17 protein-coding genes and 1 tRNA gene are annotated in these 20,211 nt (G+C 73.5%); 9 read left to right on the top strand and 9 right to left on the bottom strand.

The features are described 5' to 3' along the window. Positions 1 to 141: 141 nt before the first annotated feature. Both ACIPYS_RS11080 and ACIPYS_RS11075 read right to left on the bottom strand, forming a co-directional pair. Positions 142 to 756 carry an NUDIX hydrolase gene (locus ACIPYS_RS11080; protein WP_093860626.1) on the bottom strand — a complete coding sequence of 205 codons (615 nt, stop codon included), beginning with the start codon at positions 754 to 756 and terminating at the stop codon, positions 142 to 144. Next, positions 753 to 2,321, bottom strand: a complete 1,569-nt coding sequence (locus ACIPYS_RS11075) for a zinc-dependent metalloprotease (RefSeq protein WP_400745387.1) — start codon at positions 2,319 to 2,321, stop codon at positions 753 to 755. The genes ACIPYS_RS11080 and ACIPYS_RS11075 overlap by 4 nt, the downstream gene beginning before the upstream one ends. Positions 2,322 to 2,530: 209 nt before the next feature. Here ACIPYS_RS11075 and ACIPYS_RS11070 point away from each other — a divergent pair, with 209 nt between their 5' ends. From ACIPYS_RS11070 to ACIPYS_RS11055, 4 genes are all read left to right on the top strand, one after another. After that, complete coding sequence (locus ACIPYS_RS11070) at positions 2,531 to 3,679, top strand: NAD-dependent epimerase/dehydratase family protein (RefSeq protein ID WP_375976662.1); 1,149 nt, start codon at positions 2,531 to 2,533, stop codon at positions 3,677 to 3,679. A 190-nt stretch (positions 3,680 to 3,869) separates the two neighbouring features. Next, positions 3,870 to 4,310: a molybdenum cofactor biosynthesis protein MoaE gene (locus tag ACIPYS_RS11065; RefSeq protein ID WP_231978589.1), complete on the top strand. Its 441-nt coding sequence runs from the start codon at positions 3,870 to 3,872 to the stop codon at positions 4,308 to 4,310. A gap of 255 nt (positions 4,311 to 4,565) precedes the next feature. Continuing rightward, complete coding sequence (locus tag ACIPYS_RS11060) at positions 4,566 to 4,754, top strand: hypothetical protein (protein ID WP_093860624.1); 189 nt, start codon at positions 4,566 to 4,568, stop codon at positions 4,752 to 4,754. Positions 4,755 to 4,818: 64 nt separating this feature from the next. Further along, positions 4,819 to 5,895: a PDZ domain-containing protein gene (locus tag ACIPYS_RS11055; RefSeq protein WP_093860623.1), complete on the top strand. Its 1,077-nt coding sequence runs from the start codon at positions 4,819 to 4,821 to the stop codon at positions 5,893 to 5,895. A gap of 110 nt (positions 5,896 to 6,005) precedes the next feature. Here ACIPYS_RS11055 and ACIPYS_RS11050 read toward each other — a convergent pair whose 3' ends face one another. Further along, positions 6,006 to 6,569 (bottom strand): PPA1309 family protein, encoded by a 564-nt coding sequence (locus ACIPYS_RS11050; protein ID WP_093860622.1) that lies wholly within the window; start codon positions 6,567 to 6,569, stop codon positions 6,006 to 6,008. Positions 6,570 to 6,765: 196 nt separating this feature from the next. On the opposite strand from ACIPYS_RS11050, the gene ACIPYS_RS11045 reads away from it, so the two are divergent. From ACIPYS_RS11045 to ACIPYS_RS11035, 3 genes are all read left to right on the top strand, one after another. Beyond that, positions 6,766 to 9,738: a UPF0182 family protein gene (locus ACIPYS_RS11045; RefSeq protein WP_093860621.1), complete on the top strand. Its 2,973-nt coding sequence runs from the start codon at positions 6,766 to 6,768 to the stop codon at positions 9,736 to 9,738. A gap of 67 nt (positions 9,739 to 9,805) precedes the next feature. Further along, positions 9,806 to 9,879 (top strand) — tRNA-Met (locus ACIPYS_RS11040). Positions 9,880 to 10,236: 357 nt separating this feature from the next. After that, positions 10,237 to 12,204, top strand: a complete 1,968-nt coding sequence (locus ACIPYS_RS11035) for an SEL1-like repeat protein (RefSeq protein WP_093860620.1) — start codon at positions 10,237 to 10,239, stop codon at positions 12,202 to 12,204. A gap of 27 nt (positions 12,205 to 12,231) precedes the next feature. Here ACIPYS_RS11035 and ACIPYS_RS11030 read toward each other — a convergent pair whose 3' ends face one another. After that, a complete protein-coding gene (locus ACIPYS_RS11030) occupies positions 12,232 to 12,651 on the bottom strand; it encodes a Fur family transcriptional regulator (RefSeq protein WP_093860619.1) in 420 nt (139 codons plus the stop codon). 104 nt (positions 12,652 to 12,755) lie between these two features. On the opposite strand from ACIPYS_RS11030, the gene ACIPYS_RS11025 reads away from it, so the two are divergent. After that, entirely contained in the window at positions 12,756 to 14,234 is a 1,479-nt protein-coding gene (locus ACIPYS_RS11025; protein ID WP_093860618.1) for a catalase, read from the top strand. 396 nt (positions 14,235 to 14,630) lie between these two features. Here the strand turns inward: ACIPYS_RS11025 and hisN are convergent, their stop codons facing one another. The 5 genes from hisN to ACIPYS_RS11000 form a co-directional block, all read right to left on the bottom strand. After that, positions 14,631 to 15,428 (bottom strand): histidinol-phosphatase, encoded by a 798-nt coding sequence (gene hisN, locus ACIPYS_RS11020; protein WP_093860617.1) that lies wholly within the window; start codon positions 15,426 to 15,428, stop codon positions 14,631 to 14,633. 60 nt (positions 15,429 to 15,488) lie between these two features. Further along, positions 15,489 to 15,812, bottom strand: coding sequence for a multidrug efflux SMR transporter (locus ACIPYS_RS11015; protein WP_045939100.1), 324 nt, complete (start codon positions 15,810 to 15,812; stop codon positions 15,489 to 15,491). A 170-nt stretch (positions 15,813 to 15,982) separates the two neighbouring features. Continuing rightward, the gene (rsgA, locus tag ACIPYS_RS11010) at positions 15,983 to 17,038 is read right to left on the bottom strand and encodes a ribosome small subunit-dependent GTPase A (protein WP_093860616.1); all 1,056 of its coding nucleotides are present in this window, start codon (positions 17,036 to 17,038) and stop codon (positions 15,983 to 15,985) included. A 15-nt stretch (positions 17,039 to 17,053) separates the two neighbouring features. Continuing rightward, a complete protein-coding gene (gene aroA / locus ACIPYS_RS11005; RefSeq protein ID WP_093860615.1) occupies positions 17,054 to 18,385 on the bottom strand; it encodes a 3-phosphoshikimate 1-carboxyvinyltransferase in 1,332 nt (443 codons plus the stop codon). A 112-nt stretch (positions 18,386 to 18,497) separates the two neighbouring features. Then, positions 18,498 to 19,214 (bottom strand): M50 family metallopeptidase, encoded by a 717-nt coding sequence (locus ACIPYS_RS11000; RefSeq protein ID WP_400745381.1) that lies wholly within the window; start codon positions 19,212 to 19,214, stop codon positions 18,498 to 18,500. Between the two features lie 132 nt (positions 19,215 to 19,346). Here ACIPYS_RS11000 and ACIPYS_RS10995 point away from each other — a divergent pair, with 132 nt between their 5' ends. Further along, positions 19,347 to 20,105 carry an SOS response-associated peptidase gene (locus ACIPYS_RS10995; RefSeq protein ID WP_093860613.1) on the top strand — a complete coding sequence of 253 codons (759 nt, stop codon included), beginning with the start codon at positions 19,347 to 19,349 and terminating at the stop codon, positions 20,103 to 20,105. The last annotated feature ends 106 nt before the right edge of the window (positions 20,106 to 20,211 follow it).

Genomic DNA, 20,211 nt, shown 5'->3' with positions numbered 1-20,211 from the left:
AGTGTCCTGAGGCCGGGTGCCTCCCGGGGCCCGGCGGGAGACGGCCCGGGGACGGCCGGGAGACCGAGGAGCGCGACGGCAGGAGGGGCGCGGGCCACAGTGGCCCGCGCCCCTCCTGCCGTGCTCGCGCTCCTGAACGCCTCAGCCGGTGAGGTCGCGCGCGCGGGCGACGAGGTCGCGCACCGACTGGTCCGTGAGCTCCGGCAGGCGGTCGTAGTCGAACCAGCGCAGGTCGAGCGACTCCTCGCTGATCAGCGCCTGGGCGCCGGGCGGCGCCACCGCGATGTACTGGACGTCGAGGTGGGTGTTCTCCGGCCGGTCCTTGCCGGTGCAGCGGACCTGATGGCGGTCGAGCTTGACCGGGACCGGCGCGCCGTCGCGGGTGAGCAGCGCGAGGTCCGGGATGCCGGACTCCTCGGTGGCCTCGCGCAGGGCGGCCGCGGCGAGGTCGGGATCGCCGGGTTCGCAGTGGCCGCCCATCTGCAGCCAGCGGCCGACCTTGGGGTGCAGCGTGAGCAGCACCCGCCCGGCGGCCGGGTCGACGACGGCGGCGCTGGCGGTGATGTGGGCGGGCAGGCAGGAGCGGTACATGCCCCCGGGCTGCTCGGCGAGGTGGCGCAGGTAGTCGAGGCGGAGCCGGTCCTGCTCGGGCTCGGCGGGCCGCCAGTCGGTCAGCGCGCGGACCGCGTCGGCGTGCAGCCCGCCCGGGGCGTCCGGTCGGAGGGTGTCGGCGCGGTCCGTGTCGGTGGTCGTCACGCGGTGGGCTCGCCCTTCCCCTGGTTGCCGTTGCCGTCGTCGTCGCCGCCGTCGGCGTCGTTCTTCGTCAGGTCGGGCCGGGCGGTGCCGGTGGCCCCGCCCGCGGCGGCTTCGCCGAGCAGTTTGTCGAGGGCGTCGAAGTCGATGCCGCCCTCCAGGTCGTCGGCGCTGCCGCGGTGCACGAAGGCGTCCGGGTCGTCGAGGTCGGCGGCGGTGGGGAGCATGTCGGGGTGCTGCCAGAGGTCGTCCCGGCCCTCGGTGCCGCGGGCGTCGGCGAGCAGCGCCCAGAGGCGGGCGGCGTCGCGCAGGCGGCGGGGGCGCAGTTCGAGGCCGACCAGGGTGGCGAAGGTCTGCTCGGCGGGCCCGCCGGCGGCGCGGCGGCGCCGGACGGTCTCGCGCAGGGCGCCGGCCTGCGGCAGGTGGGGCTCGGCGGCGGCGTGCACGACGGCGTCGACCCAGCCCTCGACGAGCGCGAGGGCGGTCTCCAGGCGGGCCAGGGCGGCCTTCTGGGCGGGGGTGTCCTCGGGCTGGAGCAGACCGCCGGCGAGGGCTTCCTGGAGGGCCTCGGGGTTGCCCGGGTCGAGCTGGCCGACCAGCTCCTCCATCCGGGAGGTGTCGACCTTGATGCCCCGGGCGTACGCCTCGACGGCGCCGAGGAGGTGGGCGCGCAGCCACGGCACATGCGCGAACAGCCGCTGGTGGGCGGCTTCGCGCAGGGCGAGGTAGAGGCGGACCTCGTCGGCCGGCACGCTGAGGCCCTCGCCGAACTCGGCGACGTTCTGGGGCAGCAGCGCGGCCTTGCCGGCGGGGGCGAGCGGCAGTCCGACGTCGGTGGAGCCGACCACCTCGCCGGCGAGGGCGCCGAGGGCCTGGCCGATCTGGGTGCCGAACATGGCGCCGCCCATGGACCGCATCATGCCCATCAGCGGGCCGGCCATGGCCTGCATCTCCTCGGGGAGGACGCCGCCCATGGCGTTGCCGACGCGTTCGGCGACGGGGTCGACGAGGTCCTTCCAGACCGGGAGGGTGGCCTCGATCCACTCGGCGCGGCTCCAGGCCACGGCGGCGGCGGCGCCGGAGGGGAAGGTGGTGACACCGTCGAGCCACAGGTCGGCGAGGCGGACGGCCTCGACGACGGCGGAACGTTCGGCGTCGCCGACGGAGCGGTCCTTGCTCTTGCCCTCGGCGGGCTCGGCGACCACGGTCTGCCGGGCGATGTCCTTGGCGAGGTCCCAGTTCACCGGGCCGCCCTCGAACGAGAGCATCTGGCCGAGCTGCTGGAAGGCGGCGCCGAGGTCGTTGGGGTTGAGGCCGCCGAACATCGCCGCGAAGGGGTTGTCGCCCGCGCCGGGAGCGCCGGGGCCACCCGCGCCGGGGCCGCCGGGCATGCCGGGCAGGCCCATGCCGAACAGGGCGCCCAGCGGGTTGTTCCCGCTGAAGCCGAAGGGCTGCGGACCGGCGGGCTCGTCGCCCTGGTCCTTCTTCTTCCGGTCGTCGTCGGGCTTGGCCTTGCCGTCCTCGGGCTCCTCGGGCGGAACGCCGAATCCGAAGGGAAGGTCGCTCACGGGGTCCTCGATCCGGTCGGCCGTCATACGGGTGGTGGCGGTGTTTCCTGCTGCCCGGGGCGGTCGGCGGAGCTGGGGGACTCCCCGCCGGCGGGCGGCTCCCGGACGGCTGGCCCGCGCCGGGTGCACCGCCGGGCCTCAGCCTCGGGCAGGATGGACGTACGTGACACACGTACGTACGCACATAAGCTAACCGTGGAGGATGGCCGGTGAGTTCCCCGCCTTCGGACGTTCGCTCTGGGCTGACCGGAGGAGAGGACGCCCCGGACACCACGGCGTCGCCGCCTCCAGCCTATGCCGGAAGACCCCTCACCGTGGCGGTCACAGGTGCCGCCGGGGTGCTCGGCGAACGGGTCGCGGCCCGGCTGGTGGCCTCGCCGGGGGTCCGGAAGGTGCTGGCCGTCGACGACCGGCGCGGTGAGGTGCCCGGTGTGCAGTGGCGGGTGCTGGACGTCCGCGACCCGGCCGTGGCCGAGCGCCTGGCCGGGGTCGACGTGGTGGTCCACCTCGCGATGGACCTGGGCATGGAGTCCGACCCGAGGGCGCGCAGCGCCTACAACGTGCGGGGCGCGCAGACGGTGCTGACGGCGGCCGCGGCGGCCGGGGTGCACCGGGTGGTGCTGTGCACGTCGGCGATGGTCTACGGCGCGCTGCCGGACAACGAGGTGCCGCTGGCGGAGGACTCGGAGCTGCGGGCGACCGAGGAGGCCTCGCTGGTCGGCGACCTGCTGGAGATCGAGCGGCTGGCGCGCCGCGCGCCGAGGGCGCACCCGGGGCTGCAGGTGACGGTGCTGCGGCCGGCCGTGGTGGTGGGCCCCGGGGTGGACACCGTGCTGACCCGGCACTTCGAGGCGCCGAGGCTGCTGGTGGTGGCCGGGTCCCGGCCGTGCTGGCAGTTCTGCCACGTCGACGACCTGGCGGCGGCACTGGAGTACGCGGCGCTCGGCCTGGTCGAGGGCGAGGTGACGGTCGGCTGTGACGGCTGGCTGGAGCAGGAGGACGTGGAGCGGCTGTCGGGGATCCGGCGGATGGAGCTGCCGGCCTCGCTGGCGCTGGGGACGGCGGCGCGGCTGCACCGGCTGGGGCTGACCCCGGCTCCGGCGGGGGACCTGGCGTACACGATGTACCCGTGGGTGGTGTCGGGGAGCCGGCTGCACGAGGCGGGCTGGCGTCCGACGCACACCAACGAGGAGGTGCTGGCGGAGCTGCTGGCGCAGGTGTCGGGCAAGCACGCGGTGGCGGGCCGGCGGCTGGGCGGCAAGGAGGCGGCGACGAGTCTGGGCGCGGCGGGCGCGACGGTGGCGCTGGTGGGCACGGCGGCGCTGGTGCGGCGGGCGCGCAAGCGGCGCCGGTTCTGAGCGGCTCCGGTCCCGGGCTCCGCGGCCCGGGCCCGGCTCCGGCTCCGGCTCCGGCTCCGGCTCCGGTCCCGGTCCGGGGCCGCGGCCGGACCCGCGCTCTTGAGCTCGTCGTTCTCACGATGCGAAATTTCGCAATCGTGATGCGGAAGGTACTTGCCCCGGCCCGCCCGGCATGGGCAATCATGGGGGCATGTCCGAGAACCACGACCCGATCCGCCTGCTCGCGATCCGCGACACCCCGCTCTCCCTCGACGAGGTGTACGAGGCGGTGGGTGACGACGCGGCCGGCGGGACGACCGTCTTCGTCGGGACGGTCCGCGACCACGACGGCGGCAAGCACGTCACGGCGCTGGAGTACAGCTGCCACCCGACGGCGGAGCGGGAGATGCGCCGGGTGGCCGAGAAGGTCGTCGCCGACTTCCCGGTCCGCGCGCTGGCCGCGGTGCACCGGGTGGGCCGGCTGGGGATCACCGACAAGGCCGTGATCGTCGCCGTCTCCTGCGCCCACCGGGGCGAGGCGTTCGCCGCCGCCCGGCGGCTGATCGACGACCTCAAGCACGAGGTGCCGATCTGGAAGCACCAGGTCTTCGCCGACGGCGAGGAGGAGTGGGTGGGCGCGGGGAGCTGCTGAGCAGCCGTCCGCACAGTCGTCCGCACAGCCGTTCGTACGATCATCCGCACGGTCGCCCGCGAGTCCACCTGTGCACCGCTCGCGCCCCGCGACGCGCAGGCGCGCCGGTCGCTCACTCGAACGGGTGCGGGCCGCTGCGCCGGATACTCCCTGGCAGTGAGCCGATCGGCCGTGCCGTAACCCGGACGGCGCCCGCAGCGTTGTCCGTCGGGATGGTTAATCTGCTCATAGACACGACGAGCTGGGAGTACTGAGATGGCTGTGCTCGCCTGGTTGATCATTCCCTGCGTCGCCGCGGTGCTGGCCACCGTGTGGGCGGGTTGGGCCCAGCGGTCCCCGAGAGCGACGGGGGACCCGGCCTCGCTGGCGGAGCACCAGCGGTTCATGGCCGCGATGCAACGCACCACCGCCGGCGGCGGCTCCGAGGAGCGCTCCGGCCGCTGACCCCGCCCGGCGGTCCCGACGACCCGCCGGGCGCACGGTCACCCGCGTCCCGTACTGTCGAGGCATGCCACGCCGCTCTGCGACGATGCTCGCCGCCACCCTGCTGCTCATAGCGCTGCTCTGTGCCTCGGTGCTGATGAAGGTGCCGTACACCGAGATGAGCCCGGGCCCGACGTACAACACGCTCGGGGTGCAGGAGAAGACGGGCACACCGGTGATCACCATCACCGGCCACGAGTCGTACCCGGCGAGCGGTCACCTCAACATGACCACCGTCCAGGTCACCGGCGCCAAGTACGAGCCGAGCCTGGTCAACGCGGTGGTGGGCTGGCTGCGCGACGACGTGCTGGTGGTGCCGCACGACAACGTCTACCCGAAGGGCCAGTCCGACGCCGACGCCAAGCGGCAGAACGCCGAGGAGTTCGCGCTCTCCGAGGACCACGCCCGCACCGCCGCGCTGACCCAGCTCGGGATTCCGATGGGCAGCGAGCTGATCGTCCAGGCCGTCACCGCCGGTGCCCCGGCGGAGGGCCGGCTGCACGCCGGGGACCAGATCGTCGCGGTCGACGGCACCCCGGTGGCCGACGCGGACGCGGTCGCCAAGGCGGTCACCAAGCACCAGCCCGGCGAGCCGGCGGTCTTCACCGTGGTGCCCCGGGTCAAGGAGGGCTCGGCCGAGCCCGGGACCCGCACCGACGTCAGCGTGCCGACCGTGAAGTCCCCGGACACCGGCGCCGCGATGGTCGGCATCCGTCCGGGCCTGCGGCACACCTACCCGTTCCGGATCGACATCGGGCTCCAGGACGTCGGCGGGCCCAGCGCGGGCCTGATGTTCTCGCTCGGCATCATCGACAAGCTGACCCCCGGCGACCTGACCGCCGGACGGTTCGTGGCCGGCACGGGCACCATCGAGGACACGGGCCAGGTCGGGCCGATCGGCGGCATCTCGATGAAGCTGATCGCGGCCCGGGAGGCCGGCGCCGAGTTCTTCCTCACGCCGGCGGCGAACTGCGCCGAGGCCGCCAAGAACACCCCGTCCGGGCTGCGGCTGGTCAAGGTGGAGACGCTGGACGGCGCGCTCAAGGCGCTGGAGCAGGTCCGGGACGGGCAGAACTCCGCCCTGCCGTCCTGCGCCTCCTAGTACCTGCTCACGCCCACCTGCTCACGCCCACCTGCTCACGCCCACCGGCTTCCGCAGACCGGCTTCCGCCCACCGGGTCCGGCTGTGACCGGACCCGGCCGGGAAGTACGTCAGGAGAAGGTCGCCAGCAGCGCCTCGGTGAGGCCCGGCACCAGGTCGGGGCCGGTGAGCACCTCGCGCGCGACGTCCTTGGAGCGCAGCCGCAGCGCGATCTCCCGGCTGCCGTCGCGCAGCACGGCGGCGGTGATCCGCACCTCCTCGCGCTTGGGGTGGTTGGCCACCCACTCGGCGAGCTGGGCGTCGTTCGCGTTGCGCGGGCGGGACTGCTCGGCGCCCGGCGGCAGCATCAGGCGCTCGACGACCAGCGCGCAGCCGACCACCGCGGCGGGCCAGGCGATGGTGCCGAGGAACTTGTCCAGCTCCATGCCGGCGGGCAGCTCGTCCTGCTCGACCGGGGTGAGGCCGGGCTGGTCGCCGTCGGCGAGGCCGAGCTGATCGGCGATGCGGGGGTCGGCCTTGCGCAGCGCGGCGCTGTCGACCAGGGCGAAGAGGCGGGCCGGGAGGTCCCAGCCGAGGGTGGCGGCGTACTCGTCGATCTCCAGCGCGGCCCGGGTCAGCGGGCTGCCGGCCGGGAGGGTGGAGACGTCGTCGGGGAGGTTGGATCCATCGGACATGCCTCAATCCTCACACGCCGGACGGTGCGCGCGGCGCGGCGCCGGGCCGCGGCCGGGCCCCGGGGGAGGGCCCGTGCCGGGCGGGGTTGTCGTAACCGTCTGCTAACGGTGGGAACTCGACCAAAGACTGGTTAAGTTGCACTGAGGACCGACCGACTCCAGACGACACAACTGAGGTGCCACCGTGGTATTCCAGATGCCGGAACGCTCAGGGCCGGGGTTCCGGCGCAGGGTAGGCCCGCCCTCCCGGCGGGCGCGGGTGCTCCTGCTGACCCTGGGCGTACTCGCGGTGCTCTTCCTGCTGTTCGTCATGTTCGCGGGGTTCTGGACGGACTGGCTCTGGTTCAGGTCCGTCCACTACTCCTCGGTGTTCACCACCCAGCTGTGGACGAAGATCGGCCTGTTCGCGGTCTTCGGCCTGCTGATGGCGGTGATCGTCGGCTTCAACGTGTGGCTGGCGCACCGGCTGCGGCCGCCGCTGTCGGCGATGTCGGTCGAGCAGCAGAGCCTGGACCGGTACCGCTCGGGGCTGGCGCCGTTCAAGCGCTGGGCGCTGCTCGGGGTGTCGCTGGTGATCGGGCTGGTGGCCGGTGCCGCGGCCTCGGGCCAGTGGCGGACCTGGCTGCTGTGGACGAACGGGACCTCGTTCGGCGAGAAGGACGCGCAGTTCGGCAAGGACGTCTCGTTCTACGCCTTCGACCTTCCGTTCTACGAGTTCCTGCTGGGCTTCGCGTTCAGCGCGGTGATCGTCTCGCTGCTGACCTCGGCGCTGGTGCACTACCTCTACGGCGGACTGCGGCTGCAGGGCCCCGGCCGGCGGGCGAGCACGGGCGCGCAGGGGCACCTGGCGGTGCTGCTGGGTGTCTTCGTGCTGCTGAAGGCGGTCGCGTACTGGCTGGACCGGTACGCGCTGGCGGTGAAGACCGGCGCCTACCGCGAGGTCTCCGGCTGGACCGGCCTGCGGTACGTGGACGCCAACGCGTTCCTCCCGGCGAAGACGATCCTGTTCTTCGTCGCGGTCATCTGCGCGGTGCTGTTCTTCCTGACCCCGGTGCGGCGCACCTGGGCGCCGGCCCTGATCGGGCTGGGCCTGATGGTGCTGTCGGCGGTGCTGATCGGCGGGGTGTACCCGGCGATCGTGCAGCAGTTCCAGGTCAAGCCGAACGAGCAGGCCAAGGAGACGCCCTACATCCAGAAGAACATCGACGCGACGCGCCGGGCCTACGGGATCGCGGACAGCCAGACGACTCCGTACACCCCGAAGGGCAGCACCGACGCCGAGTCGCTGAAGCCGGACGCGCAGACCATCGCGGACATCCGGCTGATCGACCCCAACGTCGTCTCGCCGACCTTCCAGTCGATCGAGCAGCAGCGGTCGTACTACGCGTTCCCGCAGACCCTGGACGTGGACCGGTACGGCAAGGGCGAGGGCGCCCAGGACACCGTGATCGGCCTGCGCGAGCTGGACCTCAACGGTGTGCAGCGGAACTGGATCAACGACCACTTCAAGTACACCCACGGTTACGGCGCGGTCGTGGCCAAGGGCAACCAGGTCAACGACAAGGGCCAGCCGGTCTTCACCGAGTCCGGCCTGCCGGCGACGGGTTCGCTGGGCGACTACCAGCAGCGGATCTACTACGGCGAGAAGACCTCGACGTACTCGATCGTGGGCGGCTCCAACCAGGAGATCGACTACACCACCGACTCCGGTGAGAACAAGCAGTACAAGTACACCGGCGGCAGCGGCGTCTCGCTGGACAACCCGCTGACCCGGGCCGCGTACGCGGTGAAGTTCGCCGAGCCGCAGATCCTGTACGCGGGGGCGATCACCGACGGCGCCAAGGTGATCTACGACCGGACGCCCAAGGAGCGGGTGGAGAAGGTCGCGCCGTGGCTGTCGATCGACGCCGACCCGTACCCGGTGGTGGAGAACGGCCGGGTGGTCTGGGTGCTGGACGGCTACACCACCTCGGACGGCTACCCCTTCTCGTCCAAGACGACGCTGGGCACGGCCACCAAGGACTCGCTGACCAACCAGCGCGGTGAGCTGCTGACCGTCGCCAACCAGGTCAACTACATCCGCAACTCGGTCAAGGCCACCGTGGACGCGTACACCGGCGAGGTGACGCTGTACCAGTGGGACGAGAACGACCCGGTGCTGAAGACCTGGATGAAGGCGTTCCCGGACACCGTGAAGGCCAAGGCGGAGATCCCGGGCACGCTGCTGTCGCACCTGCGGTACCCGCAGGACATGTTCAAGGTGCAGCGCGACCTGCTGGGCCAGTACCACGTGACGGACGCCGACTCGTTCTTCAACGGCAGCGACATCTGGCAGGTCCCGGTGGACCCGACCAGTGACACCAAGCAGTTCCAGCCGCCGTACTACCTGACGGTCCGGATGCCGGACCCGGCGGTCACGTCGGCGAGCTTCTCGCTGACCACCACCTTCGTGCCGCGCGGCCGGGACAACCTGGCGGCGTTCATGGCCGTCAGCGCGGACCCGGGGCCGGACTACGGCAAGATCCGGATCCTCAAGGTGCCGGGGGACTCCAAGACGCTCGGCCCCAACCTGGTGCAGTCGCAGTTCAACTCGCGGCAGGAGGTCGCGCAGCAGATCACCCTGCTGAAGAGCGGCGGCGACTCGGAACTGGAGTACGGCAACCTGCTGACGCTTCCCGTCGGCGGCGGGCTGCTGAACGTGGAGCCCGTGTACGTCCGCGGGCGGGGTGCCAAGTACCCGACGCTGCAGAAGGTGCTGGCGGTCTACGGCAACGACAACGTGGCGTTCGAGAACACGCTGGAGGAGGCGCTGCGGAAGGTGTTCGCGGGCGCGGCTCCGGCGACCACGCCGACCGCGCCCACCGCGCCGGGGACGCCGACGACGCCCACCACGCCGACCACCCCGACGCCGGGGGTCACCCTGACGCCGGAGCTGCAGAAGGCGATCACGGACGTGCTGAAGGCGCAGACCGACGCGGACGCCGCCGCCAAGGCCGGCGACTGGGTGGCCCTGGGTCAGGCGCAGAAGGCGCAGAGCGAGGCCGCCAAGGAGCTGGCGGCGGCCCAGCAGAAGGCCGGGATCACCCCGGCCCCGACGCCGTCGGGCACGGCACCGGCCACCCCGCCGGCCACCCCGCCGGCCTCGCCGGCACCGACCGGCGGCCCCTGAGCTGCGCTGATCCCGCGGTAACCGATTTCGGCCCCACCCCGCGCCCGTGCTATGGTTCAACTACCGACGCGGGGTGGAGCAGCTCGGTAGCTCGCTGGGCTCATAACCCAGAGGTCGCAGGTTCAAATCCTGTCCCCGCTACTCAGTAGCAACGAAGGCCCGGAGGACTCGTCCTCCGGGCCTTCGTCGTTCGTCCGCACGGGTGGCCGGGAACGCTCCGGTACCATCGAGCGTCGCCAAGGACGACGGCAACGGGGTTTGTGAGGGGCGAGTGTCGGGAAATCGACAAAGCGCCGAAGCAATCTCGTCGGCTCAGGTCCGCCTCGCCGAATTCGGCCGGGGCAGGTGTACGCGGGTTGCGGGTGATGCGACGATGGGACACATGGGGGACGTTGCACGGCCGCTGACCGGCCGTCGGGTCGATGCGGCCCCCGTGGAGCTCCCCCGGCCCAGAGCCGGAGGACGACGCCGCGACACTCAGGGGGAGCGGGAGTCGGCATGAGGCTGATCGGCAGGAACGGGACGGGAGCGGGGCCGGCGGCGACCACCGAGGCGGACACCGAGACCTGGGCGGAGAGCCCCGAACGGCGGCCCGGCGCCCTGCCCGCGCAGCGCACCAGCGGTCTGGCCGAGCGCCGGCCCGCGGGCGGCTACGGCCCGGACTCCCTGGTGCACGTCCCGGCCGGCGGCCTCGCCGCCGCGCTCGGCGCCCACGGCGCGTCCGACGGCCCGGCCGGCCCGGACGTGGAGGGCGACCCCGGCTTCGACTCGGCCAGCTTCGAGACCGCGCTCGCCGCCCGCGAGCAGGCCGCCCTGGAGGCCCGGCACCGGCGCGCCGCCGACGACGGCGACCCGGACGCGGCCGCGCGGCTCGGCACCCTGCTGCTGCGCCGCGGGGACCTGGCGGACGCCGAGCCCTATCTGCGGGCCGCCGCCGCGGCGGGCCTGCGCGCGGCCGCCAACAACCTGGGCGTGCTGCTGCACCAGCGCGGCCACCGGGCCGAGGCGGCCCAGTGGTGGCGCCAGGCGGCGGTGGCCGGCAGCGCGCCGGCCGCGCACGCGCTCGGCTTGCAGCTGCGCGACCAGGGCGAGGAGGAGGCGGCCGAGTACTGGCTGCACTTCGCCGCCGACCACGGCCACCCGCTGGGCGCCTACGCGCTGGGCGACCTCATGGAGCACCGCCGGGACGTCCGCGCCGAGCGCTGGTTCAAGGTGTCCGCGGACGCCGGGCACCGGGAGGGCGCCTACCGGCTGGCCCGGATGCGCGAGGCGGCGGGGGACAAGGAGACCGCCGAGGCCTGGTACCGGATCGCCGCCGCCCGCAGCCACGCCCGGGCCGCGCTGCGGCTGGGCGTGCTGCTGGAGGACCGGTCCGGCGGGGAGGCGCCGCTGCTGGACGAGGCCGCCCGCTGGTACCGGCAGTCGGCACAGAACGGCGAGCCCCGGGCCGCGTGCGCGCTGGGCTACCTGCTCCGCGACTCCGGGGACCTCGGCGCGGCCGCCGAGTGGTGGCAGGAGGCCGCCGAGGCGGGTGACGGCAATGCCGCGAACGCGCTGGGCGCCCTGCACGCCTCGCGCGGAGCGGCCGCCGAGGCGGAGCGCTGGTACCGCAGCGCGCTGGAGGCCGGGGACCACAACGGGGCGTTCAACCTGGGGCTGCTGTGCGCCGGGGCGGGCCGTGACCAGCAGGCCGAGCAGTGGTACCGCCGGGCCGCGTACGCCGGGCACCGGGAGGCCTGCAACGCGCTGGCCGTGGTGCTGCTGCAGCGCGGCGACGAGTCGGGTGCCGAGCCGTGGTTCTCCAAGGCCGCCGAGGCGGGCAGTGTGGACGGCGCGTTCAACCTGGGCGTGCTGCACGCCGGGCGCGGTGAGCAGCGGCAGGCGCAGGAGTGGTACGCGCGGGCCGCGGCGGAGGGGCACGGCGAGGCCGCGCTGCAACTGGCGGTCGTGCAGGAGCAGCGGGGCAACGCGGCGGGCGCGCTGGAGCGCTACCGGCAGGCGGCGGCGGGCGGTTCGGCGGAGGGCGCGTTCCGGCTGGCCTCGGTGCTGGACCGGCGCGGGGACGCGGACGCGGAGGCCGAGCACTGGTACGCGTCGGCGGCGGACGCGGGGCATCGGCGGGCGCAGGTCCGGATGGGGGTGCGGGCGGCCGAGCGGGGGGCGCTGGAGATCGCGGAGAGCTGGTACCGGCGGGCGGCGGAGGCGGGCAGCCGCAGCGCGGCCTTCAACCTGGGACTGCTGCTGGCGCGGCAGGACAGCGAGGCCGAGGCGATGCTCTGGTACACCCGGGCGGCGGACGCCGGGCACGGGCGGGCGGCGCTGCGGCTGGCCCTGCTGGCGCTGCGCCGGGGGGAGCCGGTGCAGGCGGAGGGCTGGTGCCGGCGGGCCGCGGACTACGGTCCGGCGGAGGTCGCCGAGCGGGCGGGCCGACTGCTCGGCGCGCTGCACGCGGAGCTCAGCGCGTAGCAGTTCCCCGTCGGAGGTCCGCGCGGCTCAGGGTCTGTTCGCACACTGCGGACACAGCCCGCGGTAGGTGATCTCGGCGCCGGAGACGGTGAAGCCGAACCGCTCGGCCTCGGGCAGCGCGGCCAGCGGGTCCCCGAGCGGGTGGACGTCGCGGATGGCGCCGCAGCCCGAGCAGATCAGGTGCTGGTGCGCGTGGTGCGCGTTGGGGTCGTAGCGCTTGGCGCGGCCGTCGGTGGCCACCTCCAGCACCTCGCCGATGCAGACGAGTTCGCCGAGCGTGTTGTAGACGGTGGCGCGGCTGATCTCGGGCAGCCGTTCCACCGCGCGGGCGTGCACCTCGTCGGCGGTCAGGTGCACGTGCTCGCCGTCGAGCACCTCGGCCACGACCCGGCGCTGCGCGGTCAGCCGCCATCCACGTCCACGAAGTCGTTCCAGCAGGTCACTCATGGACCAAGGGTAAGTGAGACTCCGAGTTTGGTTCCAGTGTTGACTTGGACAAAGTCCAAGTTAGGATCGGTTCGTCACGACCGGATCACGCGGAGGCCCCTCACATGACTACCCAGGACGAGCTGCGCCCCACCCTCACGACGGAGGCGGGTGCCCCCGTCGCCGACAACCAGAACACCGAGACCGCCGGTGTCGGCGGTCCGGCGCTGATCCAGGACCAGCTGCTGTTCGAGAAGCTCGCGCACTTCAACCGCGAGCGCATCCCGGAGCGCGTGGTGCACGCCCGCGGCGCCGCCGCCTACGGCACCTTCACGCTGACGGCCGACGTCTCGCGCTGGACCCGGGCGGCCTTCCTGTCCGAGGTCGGCAAGCAGACCGAGACCTTCCTGCGGTTCTCCACCGTGGCGGGCAACCTCGGCTCGGCGGACGCGGTGCGCGACCCGCGCGGATTCGCGCTGAAGTTCTACACCGAGGAGGGCAACTACGACCTCGTCGGCAACAACACCCCGGTGTTCTTCATCAAGGACGCCATCAAGTTCCCGGACTTCATCCACACCCAGAAGCGGGACCCGTACACCGGCTCGCAGGAGGCGGACAACGTCTGGGACTTCTGGGGCCTGTCGCCCGAGTCCACCCACCAGGTGACCTGGCTGTTCGGCGACCGCGGCATCCCCGCGTCCTACCGCCACCTGAACGGCTACGGCTCGCACACCTACCAGTGGCAGAACGAGGCCGGCGAGTACTTCTGGGTGAAGTACCACTTCAAGACCGACCAGGGCATCAAGAACCTCACCGCGGACGAGGCCAACCGGCTCGCCGGCGAGGACCCGGACAGCCACCAGCGCGACCTGCGCGAGGCCATCGAGCGCGGCGAGTTCCCGACCTGGACGGTGCAGGTCCAGATCATGCCGGCCGAGGACGCGGCGAACTACCGCTTCAACCCGTTCGACCTGACCAAGGTCTGGCCGCACGAGGACTACCCGCCGATCGAGATCGGCAAGCTGGAGCTCAACCGCAACCCCGACAACGTCTTCGCCGAGGTCGAGCAGTCGATCTTCTCCCCGGGGCACTTCGTGCCCGGCATCGGCCCGTCCCCGGACAAGATGCTCCAGGGCCGGCTGTTCGCCTACGCGGACGCCCACCGCTACCGCGTCGGCATCAACGCCGACCACCTGCCGGTGAACCGCCCGCACGCCACCGAGGCGCTCACCAACAGCCGGGACGGCCACCTCTACGACGGCCGCCACGGCCGCCGCAAGAACTACGAGCCGAACAGCTTCGGCGGCCCGGTGCAGACCGGCCGCCCGCTGTGGGCCCCGACCCCGGTCACCGGGGCCACCGGCAACCACGAGGCGCCCTCGCACGCCGAGGACGACGACTTCGTGCAGGCGGGCAACCTCTACCGGCTGTTCTCCGAGGAGGAGAAGCAGCGGCTGGTCGCCAACCTGGCCGGCTTCATCGCCAAGGTCTCGGCCGACCGCGACGACATCGTCGAGCGGGCGGTCGAGAACTTCCGCAAGGCCGACGCCGACTACGGCCGGCGCCTCGAGACCGCGGTGCGGGAACTGCGCAAGCAGGGCTGACGCACCGCGAGGCGGGGCCCGGTGAGGGGCTCCGCCGAGCAGCGGGCCCCGGATGCCGAGGAGAACCGGCATCCGGGGCTGTGTTGTCGCCCGCTCGCCTCCGGGGCGCTCTGCTCCGGTGCCGACGGTCGCGCTCCGAGGCCCCTTCGTTCCTCAGGGGCCTCCTCGCTGCTCCCTTTCGGCACCGGCGCGCCCCTTCGGCTCGGGGCGGTGTTGTCGCCCGCTCGCCTCCGGGGCGCTTCGGTCCGGTGCCGACGGTCGGCGCTCCAACGCCGCTCTCCCCCAGCCTTCGGCCGGGAGGTGCCCCCACCCTCGCGTCGTCCTCGCTTCTCCCTTTCGGCACCGGCGCGCCCCTTCGGCTCGGGGCGGGAGTCGCCCGCTCGCGGGCGGAGGCTGTCAGACGCTCAGGCGGTCCAGGGCCTCCTGGTGGAGCAGGCCGTTGGAGGCGACGGCGTCGGCGCCGCCCGGGCCCGGGACGCCGTCCAGACCGGTGAAGCGGCCGCCGGCCTCCTCGACGATGACGCTGTTCGCGGCCATGTCCCACAGCGACAGCTCCGGCTCGGCGGCGATGTCCACCGCGCCCTCGGCGACCATCATGTAGGACCAGAAGTCCCCGTAGGCGCGGGTGCGCCAGCAGGCCCGGGTGAGGTCCAGGAACGGCTCCAGCCGTCCGCGCTCCTCCCAGCCGGACAGCGAGGAGTAGGAGAACGAGGCGTCCTCGATCCGGGAGACCCCGGACACGTGGATCCGGGACGCCTTGGCGAGGCTGCGGCCCGCGTACGCGCCGAGGCCCTTGGCGGCCCACCAGCGGCGCTGCAGCGCGGGCGCGGAGACGATGCCGACGACGGGGCGCTCCACACCGTCCGGGCCGTCCTCCAGCAGCGCGATCAGGGTGGCCCAGACCGGGACACCGCGGATGTAGTTCTTGGTGCCGTCGATCGGGTCGATCACCCACCGGCGCGGGCCGGAGCCCTGCAGCCCGAACTCCTCGCCGAGCACCGCGTCGCGCGGGCGGGCCCGCTGCAGGATGCTGCGCACCAGCTCCTCGGCGGCCTTGTCTGCGTCGCTGACGGGTGTCAGGTCGGGCTTGGTCTCGATCCGCAGGTCGAGTGCGCGGAAACGCTCCAGGGTGACCGAGTCGGCCGAGTCGGCGAGGACATGGGCGAGTCGGAGATCGTCGTGGTAGTCGGCCATGCCGGAAACCCTAGCGCGGACCCGCCCCCGGACCCGGGCTCCGGCCCCGTCGGGTGTCCGTCAGTGGGCCGAGCCGCTGAGCTGGAGACCGATCACCCCGGCGATGACCAGGGAGATCGAGACCAGCTTGAGCACCGAGGTGGTCTCCTCCAGGAAGAGCATGCCGTAGATCGCCGTGCCGGCGGCCCCGATCCCGGTCCACACCGCGTAGGCGGGGCCCACCGGGAGGGTCTTCAGCGAGATGGTCAGCAGGCCGAAGCTGCCCAGGGCGAAGACGCAGAAGCTGACGGTGGGCCAGAGCTTGGTGAAGCCGTCGCTGAGCTTGAGGTTGATCGCGAAGCCGGTCTCCAGCAGTCCGGCCAGGATCACCAGGGCCCATGCCATCGCGTGCTCTCCCTGTCGGTCGGGGATCGGTCGTGATCGGTGGGAACGGTCGGGACCGGTGGGCGGGCCCGGGTGCCGGGCGGACCGTGATCCGGCCCGACTTTCCTATGATCACCACGAGCGGGCCGTCCGACACCTCGAACACCGGAACCGGTCCGCCGCACCGGCCGTCAGTCGCCCTCCCGGGCCTCCTTGCTGGCGAGCAGCCGGCGCAGCGAGTAGAGCCGGGCCTGCTCGGCGTGGCCGTCGGCGACCCAGGCGTCCAGCGCGCAGTCCGGCTCGTCGTGGCTGCACGCGCGCGGGCACTCGACGGTGCCGGGCTCCAGGTCGGGGAAGGCCAGGATGACCCGGGACGGGTCGATGTGGGAGAGCCCGAAGGAGCGGAAGCCGGGGGTGTCGATCACCCAGCCGGTGTCCAGCGCCTTCTTCGAACCGGGCTTGGCACCGGGCGGCGGCGGCAGCCGCAGCGCGAGCGCCGACACCGTGGTGTGCCGGCCCCGGCCGGTGACGGCGTTTACGTGGCCGGTGACCCGCTGCCGCTCCGGGACGAGAGCGTTGACCAGGGTGGTCTTGCCGACACCGGAGTGGCCGATGAACACCGTGCGCAGCCCGCGCAGGTGCTCCCGGACGGCCTCGGCGCCGGCGCCCTCCAGCTCGTCCCGGCGGGTGACCACGTACTCGATGCCGAGCGGGGCGTAGGCCTCCAGCAGCGGTTCGGCCGGGGCCAGGTCGGCCTTGGTCAGGACGAGCAGCGGCTCCATCCCGGCGTCGTAGGCGGCGACCAGGCAGCGGTCGATCAGCCGGGGCCGGGGCTCCGGGTCGGCCAGCGCGGTGACGATGGCGAGCTGCTCGGCGTTGGCGACGACGATCCGCTCGTAGGGGTCGTCGTCGTCCGCGGTGCGCCGCAGCACCGAGGTGCGCTCCTCGACCCGGACGATCCGGGCCAGGGTGTCGGCGTCCCCGGAGAGATCGCCGACCAGGGAGACGATGTCGCCCACGACCACGCCCTTGCGGCCCAGCTCACGGGCCTTCATGGCGGTGACCTGGCGCTCCTGCTTGGTGCCCGGGTCCACCAGGCAGGTCACCCGGCCGCGGTCGACCGTGAGCACCATCGCCTCGTCGGCGTCCTCGTGCTTGGGCCGGATCCGGGTCCGCGGCCGGGAACCCCGGCGGGCGGGGCGGTTGCGGATGTCGTCCTCGTCGGCGTCCTTGCCGTAGCGGCGCATGTGCCCAGTCCCCGCTCAGCCGCCCGCCACCGGTCCGGTGAGCAGCTCGTCCCACATGGCGGTGAAGTCCGGCAGGGTCTTGGCGGTGGTGGCCACGTTCTCGACCTGGACGCCGGGCACGGCGAGGCCGAGCACGGCGGCGGCGGTCGCCAGCCGGTGGTCCTCGTAGGTGTGGAAGACACCGCCGGTCAGCTTGCGCGGGCGGATCCGCAGGCCGTCCTCGGTCTCGCTGACGTCGCCGCCGAGGCCGTTGATCTCCTTGGCGAGCGCCGCCAGCCGGTCGGTCTCGTGCAGTCGCAGGTGGGCGATGCCGTAGAGGTGGGACTCGGAGTCGGCGAGGGCGGCGACGGCGGCGATCACCGGGGTGAGCTCGCCGACGTCGTGCAGGTCGGCCTCGATGCCGTGGATCCGGTCGCCGCCGGTGAAGCGCAGGCCCTCGTCGGTGAACTCGCAGCTGCCGCCCATCCGGGTGTACAGCTCGCGCAGCTGGTCGCCCGGCTGGGTGGTGTGCCGGGGCCAGTCGCGGACGGTGACCCGGCCGCCGGTGACCAGGGCGGCGGCGAAGAACGGCGCGGCGTTGGAGAGGTCGGGCTCGACCACCAGGTCGCGGCCGAGCAGGGCGCCGGGGGTGACCCGCCAGACGTCCTTCTCGCCGCCGTCCTCGGGGGCGTCGACCTGGACGCCGGCCAGCCGCAGCATGTCGACGGTCATCCGGATGTGCGGCAGCGACGGGACGGGGCCGCCGACGTGCCGGACCTCGACACCGTTGTTGTAGCGGGCGCCGGAGAGCAGCAGGGCGGAGACGAACTGGGAGGAGGCGGAGGCGTCGAGCTGGACGGTGCCGCCGTCCAGGGCGCCGGTGCCGTGCACGGTCAGCGGGAAGCTGCCGCGGCCGCCGTCCTCGATCCGGGCGCCGAGCGCGCGCAGGGCGTCGATCACGCCGTGCTGCGGGCGCTCGTGGCTGCGCGGGTCGCCGTCGAAGTGGACCGGGCCGTCGGCGAGGACGGCCAGCGGGGGCAGGAAGCGCATGACCGTGCCGGCGTTGCCGACGTCGACCGAGGCGGGGCCGCGCAGCACGGGGGCGGGGATGACCCGCCAGGCCTCGCCGCCGCCGGTGCCGCCGGTGTCGTTGTTGACCTGCTCCTCGATGGTGACGCCGAGGGCGCGCAGGCCGTCGGCCATCAGCTGGGAGTCGCGGCTGCGCAGCGGGCGGCGCACCCAGCCCGGCCCGTCGGCGAGCGCGGCCAGCACCAGGGCCCGGTTGGTGACCGACTTGGAGCCGGGGATGGTGACGGTGGCGTCCACGGGGGTGGTCGCGACGGGGGCGGGCCACAGGGTCTCGGTCATGCGGCCAGTCTAGGGGCCGTGGTGGGGCTCGCCCGTTCGCCTCCGATGCGCGGACCGGGGCGGGCGGCGCCGGCCGGTGCGCGGGCGCCGGGGCGGGGGCCCGGAGCGGGGATCAGAGCGGGCGCAGCAGCCAGTCGGCGCCGAGGGCGAGGGCGGCGAGGGCGGTGACGAGGAAGAGCGCGACCCAGGCGAGGCCGGGGACGCCGGTGAGCCGGGCGAGCTGGTCGGCGTCGGAGTCGTCGGCCCGGCCCTGCCGGCGCTGCCGCTGGAGTTCGAGCACCGGCCGGACGGCGCCGAACAGCAGGAACCAGGTGCCGAGGTAGGCGAAGCCGGCCTGGACCTCGGCCGAGCCGAACCAGCTGACCAGGAAGAACGCGCCGCCGGTGAGCAGCACGCTGAGGAAGCCGAAGGCGTTGCGGATCCGCACCAGCAGGGCCAGCAGCAGGGCGATGGCCAGCCACAGCAGCAGGGTGATCCGGTCGGCGGCGAGCAGGGCGGCGCAGCCGAGGCCGAGCAGGGCAGGAGTGAGGTAGCCGGCCGCGGCGGTCAGGACCATGCCGGGGCCGGTGGGGCGTCCGTAGGACAGGGTGAGGCCGGAGGTGTCCGAGTGCAGCCGGATGCCGGCCAGCTTGCGGTTGGTGGCGAGGGCGGCGAGGCCGTGGCCGCCCTCGTGGGCGATGGTGACGGCGTTGCGGGCGATCCGCCACAGCGGGCGGGCGAGCACGGTGAGCAGCGCGACACCGCCGGCGGCGAGGACGAGCCAGCCGGGCGGGTCGGGCTGGGTGCCGGTGACGGCGGTCCACAGCTCGTCGAGGGTCCTGGCGTCCATGGGTCTCCTCCGCCTCGGTTCGGCCGCTCCTTCGGTACGGCAGCCTGTCATGGAGGGGACGGCGGTCCCGGGGCGGGTGGTTCTGGGCGGGTGGTTCCGGGGGGGCGGCCGGGACCGTGGCAAGCTGACGGCATGTGTGGTCGCTTCGCCGCGAGTAACAGGCCCGAGGACATCGTCGAGCTGTTCGGCGTGCAGCAGTGGGACCCGGCCGAGACGCTGGACCCGAGCTGGAACGTCGCCCCCACCCAGAGCGCCCTGGTGGTGCTGGAGCGGCTGCCGAAGGGGGCGGCGCGGCCGGTGCGGCAGCTGCGGGCGCTGCGCTGGGGGCTGGTGCCGCAGTGGGCGAAGTCGCCGGAGACGGCGGTGAAGATGATCAACGCGCGCTCGGACACGGTGCACGAGAAGCCCTCCTACCGGCAGGCGTTCGCGTCCCGCCGGTGCATCCTGCCGGTGGACGGCTACTACGAGTGGCAGACGGTGCCGGCGGAGCGGGGCCGGCCGAAGAAGAAGCCGTTCTTCGTGTCCCGGGCGGACGGTGCGCCGCTGGCGCTGGCGGGGTTGTACGAGTTCTGGCGCAACCGGACGGTGCCCTCGGACCACCCGGAGGGCTGGCTGGTGACGTTCACCGTGGTGACGACGGAGGCGGAGGAGCTGCTGGCGCCGATCCACGAGCGGATGCCGCTGTTCCTGGACCCGGGGTCGTTCGACGACTGGCTGGACCCGGGGCTGGCCGACGGGGAGGCGCCGGAGCTGCGGCGGCTGCTGATACCCCCGCCGCCGGGCGCGCTGCGGGCGACGCCGGTGTCGCCGGACGTCGGCAGCATCCGCAACAACCACGCCGGGCTGACCGAGCCCTGGGTCGAGGTCGAGTACGAGACCACGCTGTTCTGAGGCCCGACGCTGTTCCGAGCCCCGCCCGCACCCTTCCTGTGCACCCCTTCCTGTGCACCCCTTCGTGCGCGCTCCTTGCTGCGCGCCGCCGAGCCGAGAGGACCGC

It is taken from the genome of Kitasatospora sp. NPDC089913, assembly GCF_044748625.1.
GTDB lineage: Bacteria > Actinomycetota > Actinomycetes > Streptomycetales > Streptomycetaceae > Kitasatospora.
The sequence above is the reverse complement of the archived record's forward strand: the minus strand, read 5'-3'. Positions and strand labels throughout refer to the sequence as shown.